Source organism: Xanthomonas sp. WHRI 6108 (assembly GCF_040202385.2).
In the GTDB taxonomy this organism is placed as follows: Bacteria; Pseudomonadota; Gammaproteobacteria; order Xanthomonadales; family Xanthomonadaceae; genus Xanthomonas; species Xanthomonas arboricola.
Genome location: NZ_CP168198.1, coordinates 3091562 through 3109042, shown reverse-complemented (window position 1 = coordinate 3109042; position 17481 = coordinate 3091562). Strand labels below are relative to the sequence as shown.

Here is a 17481-nt window from a genome sequence, read left to right as displayed (position 1 = left end):
CGGAGCCACTAGGACGCCAACCACATCCTTGACGCTAGAGCGACGGTGCCAACGTGCCGGCCGCACGCGCTTTATTGATTGGTGAGTCGAGTGCGCGGTGCCCTCACCACTTGCGGGACACGCCGTGAATCCGTCCGTGGAGACTCCTTGGCGGCATGCATGCCGTCACGGGTCCCGCAAGCGGCGAGGACACCGCACCAGAAAGGTGGTCGGCGCTCGCATAAGAGCTGCTTGTCGCGCGAAGTGCATTGGTCGTTGACTGTTGGGCCGCGCAGGTACATCGCTATCCAAATGCACATGACGCACTGCGCTTGCCCATGCGCACCGACCATCCCGACTGGTTGTCGTTAGAGATGCATCGGGCGTTGAGCTGGCACATCGGCATCAAACAACGCGCATCTGGCACTGCTTTTAATCGTGCACACCGACCATCCAGGCAGGTCCTTGCCCGCCTACCGTCGCGGGACCTTACGCGGCATGGATGCCGTGTAAGAGCCTACAGGGACGTACCTGCGGCGTGTCCTGCGATGGTAGGCGGGCAAGGGCCCTGCAGCCAAGCTACAGATCGCCCGCTTTACAGCTGAGCTATCCGCTACGCCGTAGATCGTCCACTCTGCCTTGCGGCGTGTGCTGCAAGGGTGGGGGGCAAGGGCCCTGCAGCAAGGCGGCAGATCGCCTTCCTTACAACTGATCTATCCGCAAACCCCCATATTGGGCTCTCCGGCTTGCAACGTGCTCCGCGGTGGTGAGCGGGCAGGGGCTGCAGCGAACTCGCAGATCGCCGCCCGCCACTGATCCAACAGCGGGACTCGGTCCAATCCAGCCACTAACCAAGCAAGACGTCGCCTCGCAGCCACGCATTGATCCGCATCCAGCCAACATCGGCCGACGCGACCGACGCGCTCGCGTTCAACCGCCCAGCTCCCACGGCGGCACGTCGCCCAGGCGTTCCTGCAGAAAATCCACGAATGCACGCACACGCGGTGGCTGCAGCTGGCGCGCCGGCATCACCGCGTTGATCTGCGAGGTTGGCGGCGGGTAATCGGGGAGTACCTCGACCAACCGGCCGTTGCGCAGCTCCTCGGCGATATGCCAGTACGAATGCAGCGCGATGCCTTGGCCGGCGACGGCCGCATCGCGGATCAACTCACCGAAATTGCTTTCGAAGCGGCTCTGCATGCGGACGCGCACCAGGCCGCCCTCCGGCGTTTGCAACTGCCAGACATCCTGGCGGCCGTCGCGGCCCATCAGCAGCACGCCGGCATGCCCGGCCAGGTCGTCCGGCGTGCGCGGGGTGCCATGGCGCTGCAGGTAATCGGGCGAGGCGGCGAGGGTGCGGCGGTTGTCGGCGATGCGCCGCGCTACCAGCCCGGAGTCGTCCAGCGGGCCGATGCGGATCGCCAGATCGAAGCCTTGCCTGACCAGGTCCACCAGGTCGTCGCTCAGGTGCGCACTGATATGCACGCGTGGATGACGGGCCTGGAATTCCGGCAGCAACGGCGAGACGTACTGCCGCCCGAACGAGGCCGACATGGTCATGCGCAGGATGCCGCCGACCGCGTGTGCGCTCTCGCGCAGATCGTCGGCCAGCGCGTCCAGATCCTGCACCAGCACGCGGCCGCGCTCGGCCAGGCGCTGGCCTTCGGGGGTCGGGTGCAGCCGGCGCGTGGTCCGGTGCAGCAGGCGCACGCCCAGGTCGCGCTCCAGCCGCTTCAGGCGCTGGCTGGCGACCGCCACCGACAGGTCCAGGCTGCGCGCACCGGCGGTGATCGAGCCGGAGTCGAGCACGCGCAGGAACAGCGCGATATCGCCGAGGCGGTCCATGCGATTCTCAATGATTGCTTGATAGTGAATCAGGATAACAGGGGTTTTTGCTTAGGACGTTGGAGCGCAGGCTGTGGGTTGTCTTCCCTGGTCCATGCCCATGTCCGCTTCCGCGCGTTCTTCCCGTTTTCCGCCAGCGCTGCTGGCGCTGACCATCGGTGCCTTCGGCATCGGCACCACCGAGTTCGTGATCATGGGCCTGCTGCAGCAGGTGGCCACCGACCTGGGCGTGTCGCTCAGCGCCGCCGGCCTGCTGATCAGCGGCTATGCACTGGGCGTGTTCGTCGGGGCGCCGGTGCTGACCCTGGCCAGTGCGCGGCTGCCGCGCAAGGCGGTGCTGGTCGGCTTGATGGCGATCTTCACCCTGGGCAACGTGGCCTGCGCGCTGGCGCCGGATTACACCAGCCTGATGGTTGCGCGCGTGCTGACCTCGCTGGCGCACGGCACCTTCTTCGGCGTGGGCGCGGTGGTGGCCACCTCGCTGGTCCCGGCCGAGCGCCGTGCCTCGGCGATCTCGCTGATGTTTGCCGGCCTGACCGTGGCCACCCTGCTGGGCGTGCCGGCTGGCGCCTGGCTGGGCCTGCAACTGGGCTGGCGGGCGACGTTCTGGGCGGTTGCGGTCGTCGGCGTGCTGGCCACGGCCGCGGTGGCGCTGTGGGTGCCGGCGAACGCAGGCGCGGCCGCGCCGGTATCGTGGCGCCAGGAAGTGGCAGTGCTGGGGCGCGGGCAGGTGCTGCTGGCCCTGGCGATCACGGTGGTGGGCTATGCCGGCGTCTTCGCGGTCTTCACCTATATCCAGCCGTTGCTGGTGGACGTGAGCGGTTTTGCGCAGACGGCGGTGTCGCCGGTGTTGCTGGTCTTCGGCGTCGGCATGATCGTGGGCAATCTGCTGGGCGGGCGTCTGGCCGACCGGCGCCCCACCGCCGCGTTGCTGGGCAGCCTGGCGGCACTGGTGGTGGTGCTCGCCGCGATGGGCCTGGTCCTGCACAACAAGACCGCGATGGTGGTGTTCGTCGGGCTGCTGGGCGTGGCCGCTTTCGCCACCGTGGCGCCGCTGCAGTTGCGCGTGCTCGAGCATGCGCGCGGCGCCGGCCAGAACCTGGCTTCCAGTCTCAATATCGCCGCGTTCAATCTGGGCAATGCGCTGGGCGCCTGGCTGGGCGGCGTGGTGATCGCCACCCATGCCGGCCTGGTCGCCACGCCCTGGGTCGCCGCGCTGTTGAGCGCGCTCGGCCTGGGCATCGCGTTGTGGAGCGTGCAACTGCAACGCCGGCGTACCGCCGCGCCGGGCGTGTGTGCGCCGGCAGGTTGATTCGTTTCTTAGGCACGAGCGCAGTGACCGCGCAACCGGCAGCCCTGCGCGATCGCGCGGGTGGTCGGCGAGCGGAGCCTGGCGCCTGGCATCGCGCATGGCCGGATCGACCGGCAGCGCACGGATTTTCTTTCGGTTTCAAGGAGCATTGCGATGGAGACACGTTTTCTCGGCCGTTCCGGCTTCAAGGTCCCGGTGCTCGGTCTGGGGGCCGGTACCTTCGGCGGCAAGGGGCCGCTGTTTTCTGCATGGGGCGATACCGATGTGGCGCAGGCGCAGCGCATGATCGACCTGTGCCTGGAGGCGGGCCTGAACCTGTTCGACACCGCCGATGTGTATTCGGACGGCGCCTCTGAAGAGATCCTCGGCCAGGCGCTGCAGGGCCGCCGCGATCAGGTGATCCTCTCGACCAAGACCGGCCTGCGCCTGGGCGATGGGCCCAACGATGCCGGTGCCTCGCGCTTCCGCCTGTTGCGCGCGGTGGATGCCTCGTTGCGGCGCCTGCGCACCGACTATATCGATCTGCTGCAACTGCATGCCTTCGATGCGATGACGCCGGTGGAAGAAACCCTGTCCACGCTGGATGGGCTGGTCCGCGCCGGCAAGGTGCGCTACCTGGGCGCGTCCAATTACGCCGGCTGGCAGCTGATGAAGTCGTTGGCGGTGGCCGACGCGCAGGGCTGGAGCCGCTTTGTCGCCAACCAGACCTATTACTCGCTGGCCGGGCGCGATTACGAATGGGAGCTGATGCCGTTGGGCATCGACCAGGGCGTGGGCGCGGTGGTGTGGAGTCCGCTGGGCTGGGGGCGCCTGACCGGCAAGCTGCGCCGCGGCCAGGCATTGCCCGAACACAGTCGCCTGCATGCCACCGCGGCCGCCGGCCCGGCGATCAGCGACGAGCGCCTGTTCGACATCGTCGATGTGCTCGACGCGATTGCCGACGAGAGCGGCCGCAGCGTGCCGCAGATCGCCATCAACTGGCTGCTGCAACGGCCCACCGTGAGCACGGTGCTGATCGGCGCACGTGACGAAGCGCAGTTGCGCCAGAATCTGGGCGCGGTGGGCTGGTCGCTGACGGACGCGCAACGCGCGCGCCTGGATGCGGTGAGCGCGGTGGAGCCGCCGTATCCGTACTACCCGTACTGGCGCGGGCACTTTGCCGAACGCAGCCCGCTGCCGGTGTGATGCCGCATCGCAATGGCCGTGCCGTGCGCGGAACTACCTCGGGACAGGGCACCTCGATGTCTCGAAAGAGCCGGAAGAGCGCATCCGGGTTGAATGGCGGATGCGACAGGGCGTCGATCGGCTCCCGGTGCGCGGTTGCGCAGCCGATGCCGGCGGTGAGAAAGCGCAGCGGTCGCATGGCCGCGAAGGCGTAGCAGCTGGACCACTGCCACAGGCAGGCATGCGCCGCGCCTGCGTTCCCGCGTTGCGCGTCCAAGGACGTGGCCGCGCGCTCGGACGTGGACCGCGCGACAGCCGTGGACTGCCGCGCGGGGTGACGTCTTGGCTTGCCTACCAGCGATACGCCACCGACATCTGGTACTGCCGTCCGGCGATCGGCCGGCCCATGAACACGCCGCCGGTCGCTGCACCCGGGACACGCACATTGCCTTCGGTCAGGCCCAGCGTGTCGGTGACGTTGCTGCCGCTCGCGCTTACTTCCCAGTGCTCGCCCACATGCAGGTTGGCGCCGAGGTCGAGCATGTCGTAGGACGGCAGCCGCTGGCTGTTGGCCAGGTCCGCAAAGCGATCGCCGATGTAGGAATAGGTGGCAAACACCTTGAGGTCGCCGAACGGCAGCATCCAGTAGTAGCTGGGCGTGATGCGGAACTGGCGCTTTGGCTGGCGCATCACCTGGTTGCCGGTGAACTCGCGGTAGTTGCGGTACTTGGCATCCAGCCACACCCCGGTGCCGGCCAGCTCGAAGCCGCCGAACGGGCGGATGGCGCCTTCCACCTCCAGCCCGCGCGCACGCGAGTCGCCAACGGTGGTGAAGTTTTCACCATTGGCCAGGAACGCCTGGAACGGCGAGTTCTTGAAGGTGTTGTAGAACGCGGTCAGGTACAGGTCGTAGCTGCCGGCACCGGACTTGAGCCCGAGTTCGTACTGATCCACTTCCTGCACGCGATTCTGGCCATCGCGCAAATTGTCGAAGCCTGGGAACTTCACCCCTGAATTGACGCGTGCGAACAGGCTGTTGTGGGTATCGAGCGTGAAGTTCAGCCCCGCCGTCCAGGAGAACGCCTCATCGTCCTGGTCGATGCGGCGCGTGCTGGCCAGGGCGAGCGAGGTGGCGTTGTCGTATAGCGTGTCCGGGTTGCCGTCCAGATCGACGGTGGCGGTGTCGTGCACATCGCCGGTGACGCTCTGGCGTTCGTAGCGGGCGCCCAGGTCCAGGCGCAGCCGCGCGTTGAGCTCCCATTCGTCGGCGACGAAGGCGGCGACGTTCTCGCCATCGTAGTTGGCGCGCAGGTTGAAGAACGCGGTGCTGGTGAAACCCTGGCGCGTGGCCTGCTGGCCGTTGTCCAGCGCCAGATCGATCCGGCGCGCGTTGTTCTGCGCGGTGAGCAGCATGGTGTTGCCCAGGTACCAGGTGTCGGCCGAGGAGTACTTGGCATAGTACGCGCCCACGGTGAGCGTGTTGCCCGTAAACAATTCGCGGCTCAGGCGCAAGTCGTTGGTGACCGAATTCAGGCGCTTGTCCACCGACCACCAGCCGGCTTCCAGCACTTGCTGATTCGGATCGACGACGCCGCCGCCATTGGTGAAGCTACCGCTGCCAGTAGTGCCGTAACTGGCGATGAAATCGCTCAATCGCACCGGCGCATCGCCGGTGAACAACGCATAGGTCGGCGCGCTGCCGCTCATCACGTTGAAGCGGTCGGCAATGGTCCAGTCGCCGGTCTCCCAGTTCAGTTCGCCGCCGAACACATCGATGTTGACGCCGCGGCCGTCGGCCAGGTCGCGGCGGATGGTCTGTCCATCCGGCCCGACCAGCAGATCGACATTGCGGAAGTCGCGGCCGAGCAGGGTGCCGGTCTGCGCATTCAAACCGGGGAAGCTGGACAGGTCGTTGCCGTTGTTGCGCGACAGCAGCGGAATGGCGGTATAGAAGGCATTGTTGTCGTCGGTATGCCGCGCGTAGAACGACAGCTCGCCGCTGTCCCAGCGCTTGCTCAAGGTGGCGCTGAACTGGCCACCCTTGTCGGCGGAAAACTGCGGGTCGCGCACACCGTCGGTTTCGCGAAAGAAACCGCCCACGCTGTAGTACCAGCCGTTGCCCATCGGCCCGCTGTTGAAGACATCGATGCGGCGCAGCGCGTTGTTGCCGCCGGTCAGGCGCACGCTGCCTTCGGGCTCGTCCTGGCCTTTTTTCTGGATGAAGTTGACCGTCAGACCCGGCTGGCCGTTGGAGAAGATCGGGCTGGAGCCGCCACGCAACACCTCCATGCGCTCGACCGTGTCGTCGACACGAAACAGCGTGGAATTTTCCAGGAACGACAGGGTCGGCGGCGGAAACAGCGGCGAGCCATCCAGTTGCATGGTCACGAACGGCGCATCGCCTTCGGACGGCATGCCGCGCACGAAGATATTGGCGCCGGTGCCGCCACCGCTGGGCTCGGCCCATACGCCGGGCACGATCTTCAGCAGGTCCGCAGTGCTCTGCGGTACGGCCTGCTGGATCTGCTCCCGGCTGGCGGTGGTGATCGAGAAGCTGGCATCGCGCTTGGCCAGGCCCTTGAAGCGCGCGGTGCCGCTGACGATCACTGCATCCAGCGTGGTGGCCTCGCTGCGTGGCTCGGCGGTGGACGTCTGCGCATGCGCGCCAGGCGCAAGCAGGGCGCCGATGGCAAGGGACAGGGCATAGCGGGGCATCGATGCGGTCATGAAAGCTCTCCTGGGATGACGTCGCAGCTGGCGGCAATGCGCGCACGCGTGCACGCGCCGCCAAAGGGTGACCGGCAGCACGTCACAGTGGCCGGTCGCGCAACGCAGCGACACACGTCGCGCTGTTGTTCTAACGGAGTTGCCGGCAAAAGCTGTTGTGCGCTGCGGCACTCAGCGCAGGCGATATGCTCGCCATCGATCAATGCGGCAAGGCGCCAGACAGCGCGTGCGCAGTGCACGCGTGACGCTATCGGACCGCGTGTGAGGCCTTTCAACGCGCGCCACAGCGGCAGCCGATGCGAACCATCGCGGCGGCATGATGACCTTGCGCATGCGCTGCCAGGCACCGTGCGATGGCGCAGCGATCTCGCTGCACGCAAGCCGATAGGCATGCGCGCGCTTGCGCCCGTTTTACGCTGCTGCGCGTACCGGCGCGGCTTCGCGGATCGGCAGGTTGATCAGTGCGGCGATGACTGCCAGCAGCATGTCGGCGTACCACATCCAGCTGTAATCGCCGAAGCGCTCCAGCGCCAGCCCGCCCAGCCACGCCCCGAAGAAGCCGCCGATCTGGTGCGACAACAAGGTCAGGCCGAACAAGGTGCCCAGGTAGCGCGGGCCGAACAGTTTGCCGATCAAACCTGCCGTCGGCGGCACCGTGCCCAGCCAGGTAAAGCCCAGTGCCGCGGCGAACAGGTAGAAGGTCAGCGGCGTCGGCGGCGCGATCAGGTACAAGCCGATCAGCACCGCGCGGCTGGCATACAAGGCGCACAGCAGCCACTTCATGCGGATGCGTTCGCCTAGCTTGCCGGCGACCAGGCTGCCGGCCACGTTGAACAGGCCGATCAACGCGATCGACACCGCCGACACGCTGGCGGGCAGGCCGCAGAGCGCGATCTCGCCGGGCAGGTGCGTGACCAGAAACGCGATATGCACCCCGCAAGTGAAAAAGCCCAGATGCAGGCACCAGTAACTGCGATCGCGCAGGGCAACCTGCAGTTGCGCACGCAAGCCGATGTCGCCGTTTGCGATCGGCATGTGCATGCCCGGCGGCGGCGATCTGCGTCGCAGCGGCCAGGCCAGCGGCAAGGTCAGCAAGGAGATCATCGCCAGCCCGGTCATCGCCCTGGCCCAACCGGCGGCGCCGATCATCAGCTGCACCAGTGGCGCAAACACGAACTGGCCGAGCGAGCCGCCGGCATTGATCAGCCCGGCCGCGAACGAGCGCCGCTCCGGCGCCAGACGTCCGGCAGTGGCACCGATCAGCACCGAAAAACTGCCGGCGCCCGCACCGGCGGCAGCCAGGATGCCCAGCGAGACGATCAGGCCCCACTCGCTGGCCAGCCACGGGCTCAGTCCCAGGCCCAGCGACAACAGCACGCCGCCGAACAGCAGCACCGGCAGTGGCCCGCGCGCATCGGCGATCGCGCCGAATACCGGCTGCACCGCGCCCCAGACCAGTTGCCCCACCGCCAGCGCGAAGCTGATCGACGCGATGCCGATCCCGGTCTGGCGATGGATCGGCTCCACGAACAGGCCGGTGGTCTGGCGCGCGCCCATCGTCAGCATCAGCATGGCCGAGGCGGTGAGCAGCAATCCCCACTGCGCGCCGGTGCGGGCGCTCGCAGAGGTATTCATGGCGCTGCCTCCGCGTCCAGGGCCGCATCCAGTTGCATCAAGGTGGCGTGCAACTGCGCGGTGGAAGCGCTGCCGAACAGCGTTTCCAGCTGCGTCTGTGCGCGTTGCCAATGCGGCAAGGCGCGCACCAGCAGCCCGCGCCCACTGCGGCTCAGTACCACCAGTTTCTGGCGCGCATCCTCGCCGCGACGTGCCTGCACCCAGCCCGCTGCCAGCAGCGGCTTGAGATTGCGGGTCAGCGTGGTGCGATCCATGCCCAGCGAGTGCGCCAACGCGCCCAACGGCTGTGCGCTGATCAGCCGGCGCAGGATCGAGTATTCGTTGAGGCTCAGGCCTACCTGCGCCAGGGCATGGTCGTACAGCTGCGAGGTACGCCGTGCGGCGCGGCGCAGCTGGAAGCAGGTGCAGGGGCCGGTCCCGGACATGGCGATGCTCCACGAGGATGTTTGCACTTTGCGTGCATATGCACTTATTGGCAAGCGCGTGGCGAATGTGGGGGCGCTTGTCCGTCGAAGCAGGATCGATCGAGTCTGCAAGGCAATCGCAGGCCGCCCAACGCGCGGCAATGACGGCGCTGGCACATGCGCTGGTGCGTACCGGGCAGCGTCGGCTATCGGCCAACGCCGGCAAGCGGCCTCGGTGTGATCGGTCAGCGGGGCGTCGAGCCAGCCAGTGCAATGCATTGCATCGGCTCGTTACAGGGAGCGATGTGGCGCAGAACCACCATTGCCATGCGAATGCGCGCAGCAATGCAGAACGCCGAGGCCGGCAGCCCCGCCGCCGGACATGACGAGGCCGCCCGAAGGCGGCCTCGCTTATGACGGCGGGAGAGAGGTACCGTCAGAAGAACAGGCGCACGCCGAACGAGGCGCTGCGGCCGGGAAGCATCACGTCGTCCTTGAGGAAGGAGGTGTGCACGCGGGCGTCCTGGTTGGTCAGGTTGTTGCCGTCCAGGAACACTTCCCACGCGTTGCTGCCACGGTCCACGTGGTAGGCCAGATGCGCATCGACGAAGGTATAGCCGTCGGTCGGGGTTTCGTTCACCGCCACCTTGTCCTGCTTCATGGTGCGGGTGGCGCCGAGCGAGGCGCGCCATGCATCGGCGTTCCAGCGCATCTGCGCGCCGACGCGGCCCGGTGCGATGCGCGGCAGGTTGCCGTCATCCTTCAGGCGCGCACGCACGGTGTCGCCGAACACGCGCAGATCCCACGCGCCGGTGTCGTTGTCGGCCAGATGGAAGGTGGCCTCGCCCTCGAAACCGTGGAAGACCGCATCGTTCTGCGTCCACTGGCGGATCGGAAGGAAGTCGTTGTCTTCTTCGTTGAACCACTGGCCGCCGGTATCGACGATGTAGACAAAGTCGTTGTAGCGGTTGTAGTACGCGGCGATCTTGGCATCCACCCATGCGTTCTGGAAGTTCAGGCCCAGCTCGGCCTGGTTGGCCTTTTCGGTCTTCAGATCCGCATCGCCGATCTCGTAGGCGAGGGTGGCGATGTGGGGGCCGTTGGCGAACAGCTCTTCCTCGGCCGGTGCGCGTTCGGCGTGGTCGAGGTTGGCGGTCAGGCGCCACTGTTCGTTGAAACGGAAGCCGCCGCTGGCCGAGAAGCTGGTCGGGGTGAAGTCGCGGTTCACGCCGATGTCGGTGCGGTACTTGACCTTGTCCACGCGCGCGCCGACTTCGGCGGTGACGCGCTCCCAGCTGTTGCGCGCCACGCCGAACACGCCGAGCGAGCGGGTGTCGGTCTTGGGCACGAAGGATTCCTCGCCGATCGCCTGGAAGGTGGTGTCGCTGCCCTGCAGGCCGAACGCGGTCTGCCAGCCGCCGCCAAAGGTGAAGGAGGCTTCCACGCGGCCTTCGTTGGCGCGCTTGGTGAACACGGTGCCGACTTCGGCGCCTTCGAACTCGGTATGCGCGTAATCGGTGTGGCCGAAGCTGTAGCGCAGTGCGCTGCCTTCGCCCCAGGGATCGGTCAGCCCGCCCTTGAGGTCGTAGCGGTCCTGCTGCAGCTTCAACGACACCCCGCGCTCGCCGATCGTCGGGTCGCCCGGCTCGCCGGGGTTGCCGTAGTTGTCACGGAAGCGCGAGGCCGACAGGCCGACGAAACCCCAGTCGCCGGACAGCGAGGCGCCGACCGAGCCGACCTTGGAGTCGATCCAGCTGTTGAGCTGGCGCCCCTGCGGGGTGTCGTAATCGTTCTGGTTGCGGTACACGCCGTCGGCATGGATCGACAGGCCGCTGCCATTGCCGGCATCGACGCGGAACATGTCGGTGTTGCCGTCCTTGTCGCCGCCGTCGAAGCGCACTTCGGCGCGGCCGCTGAAGCCGTCCACCGGGGTTTCGGCAATGCGCCCGTCGACCACGTTGACCACGCCGCCGATCGCGCCGGAGCCGTACAGCAGCGTGGACGGGCCCTTGAGCACCTCGATCTGGTTGGCCAGGAACGGCTCGATCGCCGGCGAGTGATCCTGGCTGACCGTAGACACGTCCTGGGTCGACAGGCCATCGCGCAGCACCGCCACGCGCGGACCGTCCAGGCCACGGATGATCGGCCGGCCGACGCCGGGGCCGAAGTTGGAACTCTGCACGCCGGGCAGGCTGGCCACGGTCTCGCCCAGGCTGGAGCTGCGTACCTCGTCCAGACGCTCGCCGGCCAGCACCTCGACCGGGCGGCTCAACTCGCCGGCCGCATCGCGCAGCGGGCTGGCGGTGACGACGACCTTGTCCAGGTCCTTGATATGGCGGCCACTGGAAGCGGTGGCGTCGTGGCGCGTGTCCGAGCTGGGCGGGGTCTGCGGGTCGGCGGCTGCCGGTGCGTCCTCGGCCAGGGCCAGGGCGGGCGTCAGCAGGCTGGTCAACGCCAGCGAGAGCGTGGAGCGGCGGAGAGAGAAAGCGAGGCGAGGGTGCATGGCGGGCCGGACTCTGTGATTGTTACTGTATATCAATGATAAGGCGCAGCTTGACTGCTGTGCCGACGGCAGGACCCGCTCACCTGCGCGATGCAGCGGTGCGGGTCTGGAACAAGGAAGATGTTATATTATTCCACGTCGCCGCGAGCCCCTGCTGGAAGTCATGCCTCTACCGTCCCTTCGCCATGTGCTCGACCGCTTCGGTGCGACCGGTTCGCTGCTATGTGCCGTGCATTGCGCGGTGCTGCCGCTGGTCCTGGCCCTGGCCCCGTCACTGGGCCTGTCGTTCTGGTTGGGCGACGGGGTCGAACTGGCCATCGTGGTGTTCGTGACGCTGCTGGGGCTGTTCAGCCTGGTGCTGGGCTATCGCCGCCACAAGGCGCTGCACGCGCTGGCACTGTTGCTGCCGGGCTTGTTGCTGCTGTGGGCCGGCCTGCTTTATGACCCCTTGCACCACGCGGTGGTGCCGCATGCGGTGGTGATGACGCTCGGCGGCGCGCTGGTCGGCATCGCCCACCTGGTCAACCTGCGTCTGAACCACGGGCACGCCCACGTCCACGACGCCAGCTGCGCGCACTAGCCCGGGCTGCGCGGGCAGGGCCTACGTGGTAGGCTTGCCGGCCTTGCGCGAGGGCGCCGCCGGCGTAAACCTCGCCAGACCCGTGTTCAGCGCGGGGATTTTGTATTCAGTATTCACATTCAGGAGTCGACGAACATGGGTAAGGGTGACCGCAAGACCGCCAAGGGCAAGCGCTACAATTCCAGCTACGGCAATTCGCGTTCGCACGCGGTGAGCAAGGTTGTCGTGGGTGCAGCTGCCCCGGTTGCCAAGAAGGGCGTGGTCAAGGCGCCGGCCAAGAAGGCTGTGGCCAAGAAGACCGTTGCCAAGGCCGGCTGATCCTTAGCCCGCTTCGCGACACCAGAACGCGGCGCTTGCGCCGCGTTTTTTTATGTCCGGCATCGGCGCAGACGCGCGCTGCAGCGCTCGCCCGAGCAGCCATTCCGCTACCGGCCTGCGTCGAAGCGGCTACCTGCGCGCCGCTGGCGTCGGTTCGCGCATGGCACGGCAGCGCCGGCCGCAGTGCGCGGCGGTCACGGCCGGCAGCTGCACACTGCGGTCGGTCGGCCCTGCGCCGCTCTCCAGCCTGGGATGTTCAGTGCGTCGTCGCCGTAGCCGGCGAGGTGCGGGACGGCGTCGGCGCCAGCAACTGTTCGGCCAGGCCGCGATAGATCGGCGTCTTGCACACCAGCCCGGACATTGCGCGCGCGATCAGCACGGTAGCCAGGATCGGCAACAGCATCTGGCTGGTGTCGGTCAGTTCCAGCGAGATCACCGCCGAGGTCAACGGCGCCTGGGTCACGCCGGTCAGATACGCGCACATGCCCAGCAGCACGAAGGTGCGCGGGTCCACGCCCGGCATCAGCACCGACAGGTTGTGGCCGATGCCGGCGCCCACCGCCAGCGCCGGCGAGAACAGCCCGCCCGGAATGCCGGCCAGGTAGGAGACCAGATTGGCCAGCAGCTTCATCAGCCCGAATTCGTGGCCGACCACTGCATGGCCCTGCACCAGGCTGCGTGCCTGCTCGTAGCCGGTGCCGAACGCGCCTTGCCCGAACACCAGCGCCAGCCCGACCAAGGCCACCCCGCACAGCGCGGCCAGCAGCACCGGATGGCGCTGGCGCAGCGTTGCCAGCCAGCGCGGTTTGCCGCTGACGCTGGCCAGCACCAGGCGCGCGAAGATGCCGCCGAGCAGGCCGGCCACGCTGCCGCATAGCGCGATCGCCAGCCAGGCCTGGCCCAGCGGCAAGGCCACCGCCACCTTGCCGAAGTAGGTGTAGTTGCCCAGCAGGCCCAGCGACACCACGCCACCGACGATCACCGCGGTCAGCAAGGTGCCGGAGAAGCGGTGCTCGAAGCGACCGCTCAATTCCTCGATCGCAAACACCACCCCGGCCAGCGGCGTGTTGAACGCCGCGGCGATACCGGCCGCGCCGCCGGCAAGCAGGAAATGCGAGAGCTCGCGCGGATCGCGGAACCCGAACCAGCGCCCGAACACATGCATCAGGCTGGCGCCGACATGCACGGTGGGGCCCTCGCGTCCGACCGAGGCGCCACCGAGCAGCGACAGGGTGGTCAGGGCGAGCTTGCCGATCGACACGCGCAGCGACAGATTGGTCTGGCGGAACGCCGCGTCGTCATGTTCAAGCGCCGCGATGACCTGCGGGATGCCGCTGCCGCGCGTCGGCCGCATCGCGCCGGAGGTGAGCCAGGCCAGCAGGGCGAAGATGCCCGGCGTCAGCAGCAGTGCCCACCAGATCGAATGCGCGGTGATGCGCTGGAACAACTGGAAGGCGGCGTCGCTGGCCTTGGCGAACACGATCGCCACCAGTGCTACTGCAATTGCGCCACCCCAGAGTGCGGCGCGACGACGCCAGCCTTGGCTGGACAACAACGGCCGCAGCCGAAGCCGGCGCGGCGAGGGATCAGGAGCAGACATGGCGCCATTGTCGCATCCGCGCCGCGCGGCCGCGACGCGTCACTCAGCGGCCGGCGGCCGGCGGCCGGCGGCCGGCGGCACGCGCAGGGCCGGCAGCAGCGTGGCGGGATTTCCATCATTGGGCGCGGCGGGAATGCCCAGCAGCCGGGTCATCAGCGCATACACATCGACGTTGTCGAAGCCCGGCAAGCTCTTGCCCTGCGCCAGATCCGGGCCCTGCGCCAGGAACACCGCGCGCATCGACGGCAGCGCCGGATCGAAACCGTGCGAGCCGCGCATCTGATCGCGCGGGCGCTTGGCCAGCTTGTCCGGGAACAGTGCATCCCAGCCTTCGTGCATCTGGCACACGATCGGCGGAATGCGCGGATGCGTGCCGTAGTGCCAGCGTGCCGGCAGCTCCGTCTTACGCCAGCAGTCGTACTGCGCATGCGCACCGAGCAGGCCGGCTTCGGCGCGGGCCTGCTGTCCCGGCAATGGCGCAAAGCCGATCACCTGCCCGTCGGTCACGGCAGTGGCGATGTCCGGGCGCGCCATGTCTTCCACGCTGATCGCATGCCCGGGCGCCACCTCGGCCATGCCGTGGTCGGAGACCACGACGATATTGGTGCGCTCGCGCGTGCCGTCGCGCTGCATGCCGGCCAGCAGCCGGCCGATCGCGCCATCCACCGCACGCACGTTGTCGGCGTATTCGCGCGACTCCGGGCCGTGGTCGTGGCCGGCTTCGTCCACGTGTTCGAAATACAGCGTGACCAGGCGGTTGCGGTCGGCGCCGGAGGCGGCCAGCCAGCCCCGCACTTCGTCCACGCGCGCGTCCAGGCTGGTGCCTTCTTCGTAATGGCGCCAACGCGTGGGGCGCACGCCGCCGATCGCCGCCTCGCTGCCTGGCCACGACCAGGTTGCGGCATGCAGGCCATGGGTTTCCGCACCCACCCACAGCGGCTCGCCACCCCACCAGCGCGCATCGCCGACGGCATCCTGCTTGCTCAGCCAGAAGCCGCCCAGCGTCGCATCGCGCATGCTGTTGTGCACGATGCCGTGGTGATCCGGGCGCAGGCCGGTGACCAGCGTGTAGTGATTGGGAAAGGTCAGCGACGGGTACGACGGCGTCATCCAGCGCGCACGTACGCCGTCGTGCGCGAGCTGCGACAGAGTCGGTGTGATGCCGCGATCGAGCATGTCCGCGCGCAGCCCGTCGATGGAGATCAGCAGCACGCTGTGCGGTACATCGCTGTGCGGTGCGCCGGCCGACGCGGGCGCCGCCGGGGCGGGCGTTGGCGTACTGCGCGAAGGGGCGTGAGAACTGCAGGCCGCGAGCAGTGCGAGCGCGGCAAACGCAAAACGTCGATCGATCATCGCGCCAGTTTACGGCCTGGCAATGACGTCGCGAAGTCAGCGCGTGCCGGCGGCGGATGCGGCGAACAGATCGTCGGCCGCTGCGCCCTGGCGCGGCGACCAGCCTTCCAGCTGCAACAAGGCCTGCTTGGTCGGCAGGCCGCCGCCGAAGCCGGTCAGCGCACCATTGGCGCCGATCACGCGGTGGCAGGGCAGCACGATCGGCAATGGATTGCGCCCATTGGCAGCGCCGACCGCGCGGCTGGCGGCGGGGCGTCCCACCGCATGCGCGAGCTGCGCATAGCTCCAGGTCTGCCCGAACGGAATCTGCGCCAGCGTATGCCAGACCTGCAGCTGGAACGGCGTGCCGGTCGGGGCCAATGGCAAATCGAAGCTGCGCCGCCCGCCATACAGATAGTCGAGCAATTGCTCGCGCGCCTCGCGCACCAGCGGCGCATCGGGGTCGTGCTGCCAACGCGCGCGGCCGACCGCGTCGTAGCGGTTCTGCGCGAACAGGATGTGGTGCACGCCGGCAGCATCGGCGGCCACGCTGAGCGCGCCGATCGGCGAGGGAAAGGTGTCGTAATACAACGTGCTCATGAGCGGGTGTCCTTGCGATCGACAGCGAGATGCCACAGGTGCAATACGGCGTAGGCGCGCCACGGCCGCCAGGCCTGCGAGCGCGCTTCGGTGGCGCGCTCGCTCAGGCGCTCGGGCGTGCCGAGCACCTGCTGCAGGATCAGGTCGCCGGCCGGAAACGCGTCCGGATGCGACAGCGCACGCATGGCGACGTAGTGCGCGGTCCACGGCCCGATACCGGGCAACGCGGTGCAGGCGGCGACGAACTCGGACAGGCGCTGGCCGGCACCGAAATGCAGCCGCCCTTGCGCGCAGGCCGAGGCCAGCGCCCGCAGCGTGGCCGCGCGCGCCCGCGGCAGGCCGAGTTGTTCCAGCGGCGCCTCGGCCAGCTGTGCCGGGGTCGGAAAGATGCGGTCCAGGCCGGGCGGCATCTCCAGATGATGGCCGCCATGCCGGTCGACCAGCCGCGCCGCCAGCGTTGCCGCGCCGGCCACGCTGATCTGCTGGCCCAGCACGGCGCGCACGGCCACCTCGAAGCCGTCCCAGCCACCCGGCACGCGCAGCCCGGGACGGCGCGCGATCGCCTCGGCCAGCAGCGGCTCGGTCGCCAGCGTGGCGTGCACCGCCTGCAGGTCTGCATCCAGATCGAACAGGCGGCGTACCCGCCGCACGATCTGCGGAATCTGGCGCGGGTCGGTGGCGCCGATGCGCAGTAGCAACTCCGCACGCTGCGGCGCCGCGCTGACCTCGATCAGCGTTGCGTTGCCCGGCGTGCCGATCACGCGCCGGTAGCCGCTGGCGTCGACCTGCTCGATGCCGGGAATCGCGCGGCGTTGCAGGAATGCCAGCATCGCCGGCAGATCCAGCGGCGGGCGGTAGCCCAGGCGCAGGGTCAACTCGCCACCCGGGACCTCGGCACGCTGCTTGCGCAGCGCCGATGGCGGCATCCCGCAGCCTTCCAGGAACGCGGCATTGAAGCGACGCAGGCTGTTGAAGCCGGCCGCCAGCGCGACCTCGGTGACCGGCAATGCGGTCTCGGTCAGCAGTTGCTTGGCCAGCAGCAGCCGGCGCGTGCCGTGCACCTGGATCGGGGTGGCACCGAGCTGCTGCACGAACTGCCGCTGCAGCTGGCGTGCGCTCAGGCCCACTGCGTCGGCCAGGGTCTGCACAGGCTGCTCCTGCAGGGCACCGTCGGCAATCATCGCCAGTGCGCGTTGCACGCTCTCTTCGCCCAGATGCTGCTGCGCCTGCGGCGACAGCTCGGGGCGGCAGCGCAGGCAGGGCCGGTAGCCGGCGGCACTGGCTGCCGCCGCGCTGGGGTAATAGCTGATGTTGCCCGGCTTGGGCGGCGGCGCCGGACAGACCGGGCGGCAGTAGATGCCGGTGCTGCGCACTGCGGTAAAGAACAGCCCGTCGAAGCGTGCATCGCGCGCCAGGCGGGCGCGGTCGCATTGGAGTCGGTCGGGCGTGGCGGTCTGCATGGCGCCAGTCTATGCGCTCGCC

13 protein-coding genes are annotated in these 17481 nt (G+C 68.2%); 4 read left to right on the top strand and 9 right to left on the bottom strand.

Annotated features, from left to right (window positions below; translation table 11 throughout):
* Positions 1-909: 909 nt before the first annotated feature.
* On the bottom strand, positions 910-1824 hold the full coding sequence (locus ABQ039_RS13075) for a LysR family transcriptional regulator (RefSeq protein WP_104543398.1): 915 nt from the start codon (positions 1822-1824) through the stop codon (positions 910-912).
* Between the two features lie 100 nt (positions 1825-1924).
* On the opposite strand from ABQ039_RS13075, the gene ABQ039_RS13070 reads away from it, so the two are divergent.
* Both ABQ039_RS13070 and ABQ039_RS13065 read left to right on the top strand, forming a co-directional pair.
* Positions 1925-3136, top strand: a complete 1212-nt coding sequence (locus tag ABQ039_RS13070; protein ID WP_102251656.1) for an MFS transporter — start codon at positions 1925-1927, stop codon at positions 3134-3136.
* Positions 3137-3289: 153 nt separating this feature from the next.
* The gene (locus ABQ039_RS13065; RefSeq protein WP_024939909.1) at positions 3290-4321 is read left to right on the top strand and encodes an aldo/keto reductase; all 1032 of its coding nucleotides are present in this window, start codon (positions 3290-3292) and stop codon (positions 4319-4321) included.
* A gap of 330 nt (positions 4322-4651) precedes the next feature.
* Here ABQ039_RS13065 and ABQ039_RS13060 read toward each other — a convergent pair whose 3' ends face one another.
* The 4 genes from ABQ039_RS13060 to ABQ039_RS13045 all read right to left on the bottom strand — a co-directional run bounded on the left by ABQ039_RS13060 (position 4652) and on the right by ABQ039_RS13045 (position 11569).
* Positions 4652-7027 carry a TonB-dependent receptor domain-containing protein gene (locus ABQ039_RS13060; protein WP_349778055.1) on the bottom strand — a complete coding sequence of 792 codons (2376 nt, stop codon included), beginning with the start codon at positions 7025-7027 and terminating at the stop codon, positions 4652-4654.
* Positions 7028-7438: 411 nt separating this feature from the next.
* Positions 7439-8662 carry an MFS transporter gene (locus ABQ039_RS13055; RefSeq protein WP_349778056.1) on the bottom strand — a complete coding sequence of 408 codons (1224 nt, stop codon included), beginning with the start codon at positions 8660-8662 and terminating at the stop codon, positions 7439-7441.
* Positions 8659-9087: a MarR family winged helix-turn-helix transcriptional regulator gene (locus tag ABQ039_RS13050; RefSeq protein WP_226427201.1), complete on the bottom strand. Its 429-nt coding sequence runs from the start codon at positions 9085-9087 to the stop codon at positions 8659-8661. Before ABQ039_RS13050 ends, ABQ039_RS13055 begins: the two co-directional genes overlap by 4 nt.
* 415 nt (positions 9088-9502) lie before the next feature.
* A complete protein-coding gene (locus ABQ039_RS13045) occupies positions 9503-11569 on the bottom strand; it encodes a TonB-dependent receptor (RefSeq protein WP_349778057.1) in 2067 nt (688 codons plus the stop codon).
* A 163-nt stretch (positions 11570-11732) separates the two neighbouring features.
* On the opposite strand from ABQ039_RS13045, the gene ABQ039_RS13040 reads away from it, so the two are divergent.
* A complete protein-coding gene (locus ABQ039_RS13040) occupies positions 11733-12149 on the top strand; it encodes a MerC domain-containing protein (protein WP_024939915.1) in 417 nt (138 codons plus the stop codon).
* Positions 12150-12284: 135 nt separating this feature from the next.
* Positions 12285-12467 (top strand): 30S ribosomal protein THX, encoded by a 183-nt coding sequence (locus tag ABQ039_RS13035; RefSeq protein WP_016904806.1) that lies wholly within the window; start codon positions 12285-12287, stop codon positions 12465-12467.
* A gap of 256 nt (positions 12468-12723) precedes the next feature.
* Here ABQ039_RS13035 and ABQ039_RS13030 read toward each other — a convergent pair whose 3' ends face one another.
* From ABQ039_RS13030 to ABQ039_RS13015, 4 genes are read right to left on the bottom strand one after another with little or no spacing between them, the layout of a single operon-like run.
* Positions 12724-14067: a chloride channel protein gene (locus ABQ039_RS13030; RefSeq protein ID WP_024939916.1), complete on the bottom strand. Its 1344-nt coding sequence runs from the start codon at positions 14065-14067 to the stop codon at positions 12724-12726.
* Positions 14068-14106: 39 nt separating this feature from the next.
* Entirely contained in the window at positions 14107-15420 is a 1314-nt protein-coding gene (locus ABQ039_RS13025; protein ID WP_349778058.1) for an ectonucleotide pyrophosphatase/phosphodiesterase, read from the bottom strand.
* A gap of 36 nt (positions 15421-15456) precedes the next feature.
* Positions 15457-15999, bottom strand: coding sequence for a methylated-DNA--[protein]-cysteine S-methyltransferase (locus ABQ039_RS13020; protein ID WP_016904575.1), 543 nt, complete (start codon positions 15997-15999; stop codon positions 15457-15459).
* On the bottom strand, positions 15996-17459 hold the full coding sequence (locus ABQ039_RS13015) for an AlkA N-terminal domain-containing protein (protein WP_127159171.1): 1464 nt from the start codon (positions 17457-17459) through the stop codon (positions 15996-15998). Before ABQ039_RS13015 ends, ABQ039_RS13020 begins: the two co-directional genes overlap by 4 nt.
* Positions 17460-17481 lie beyond the last annotated feature (22 nt).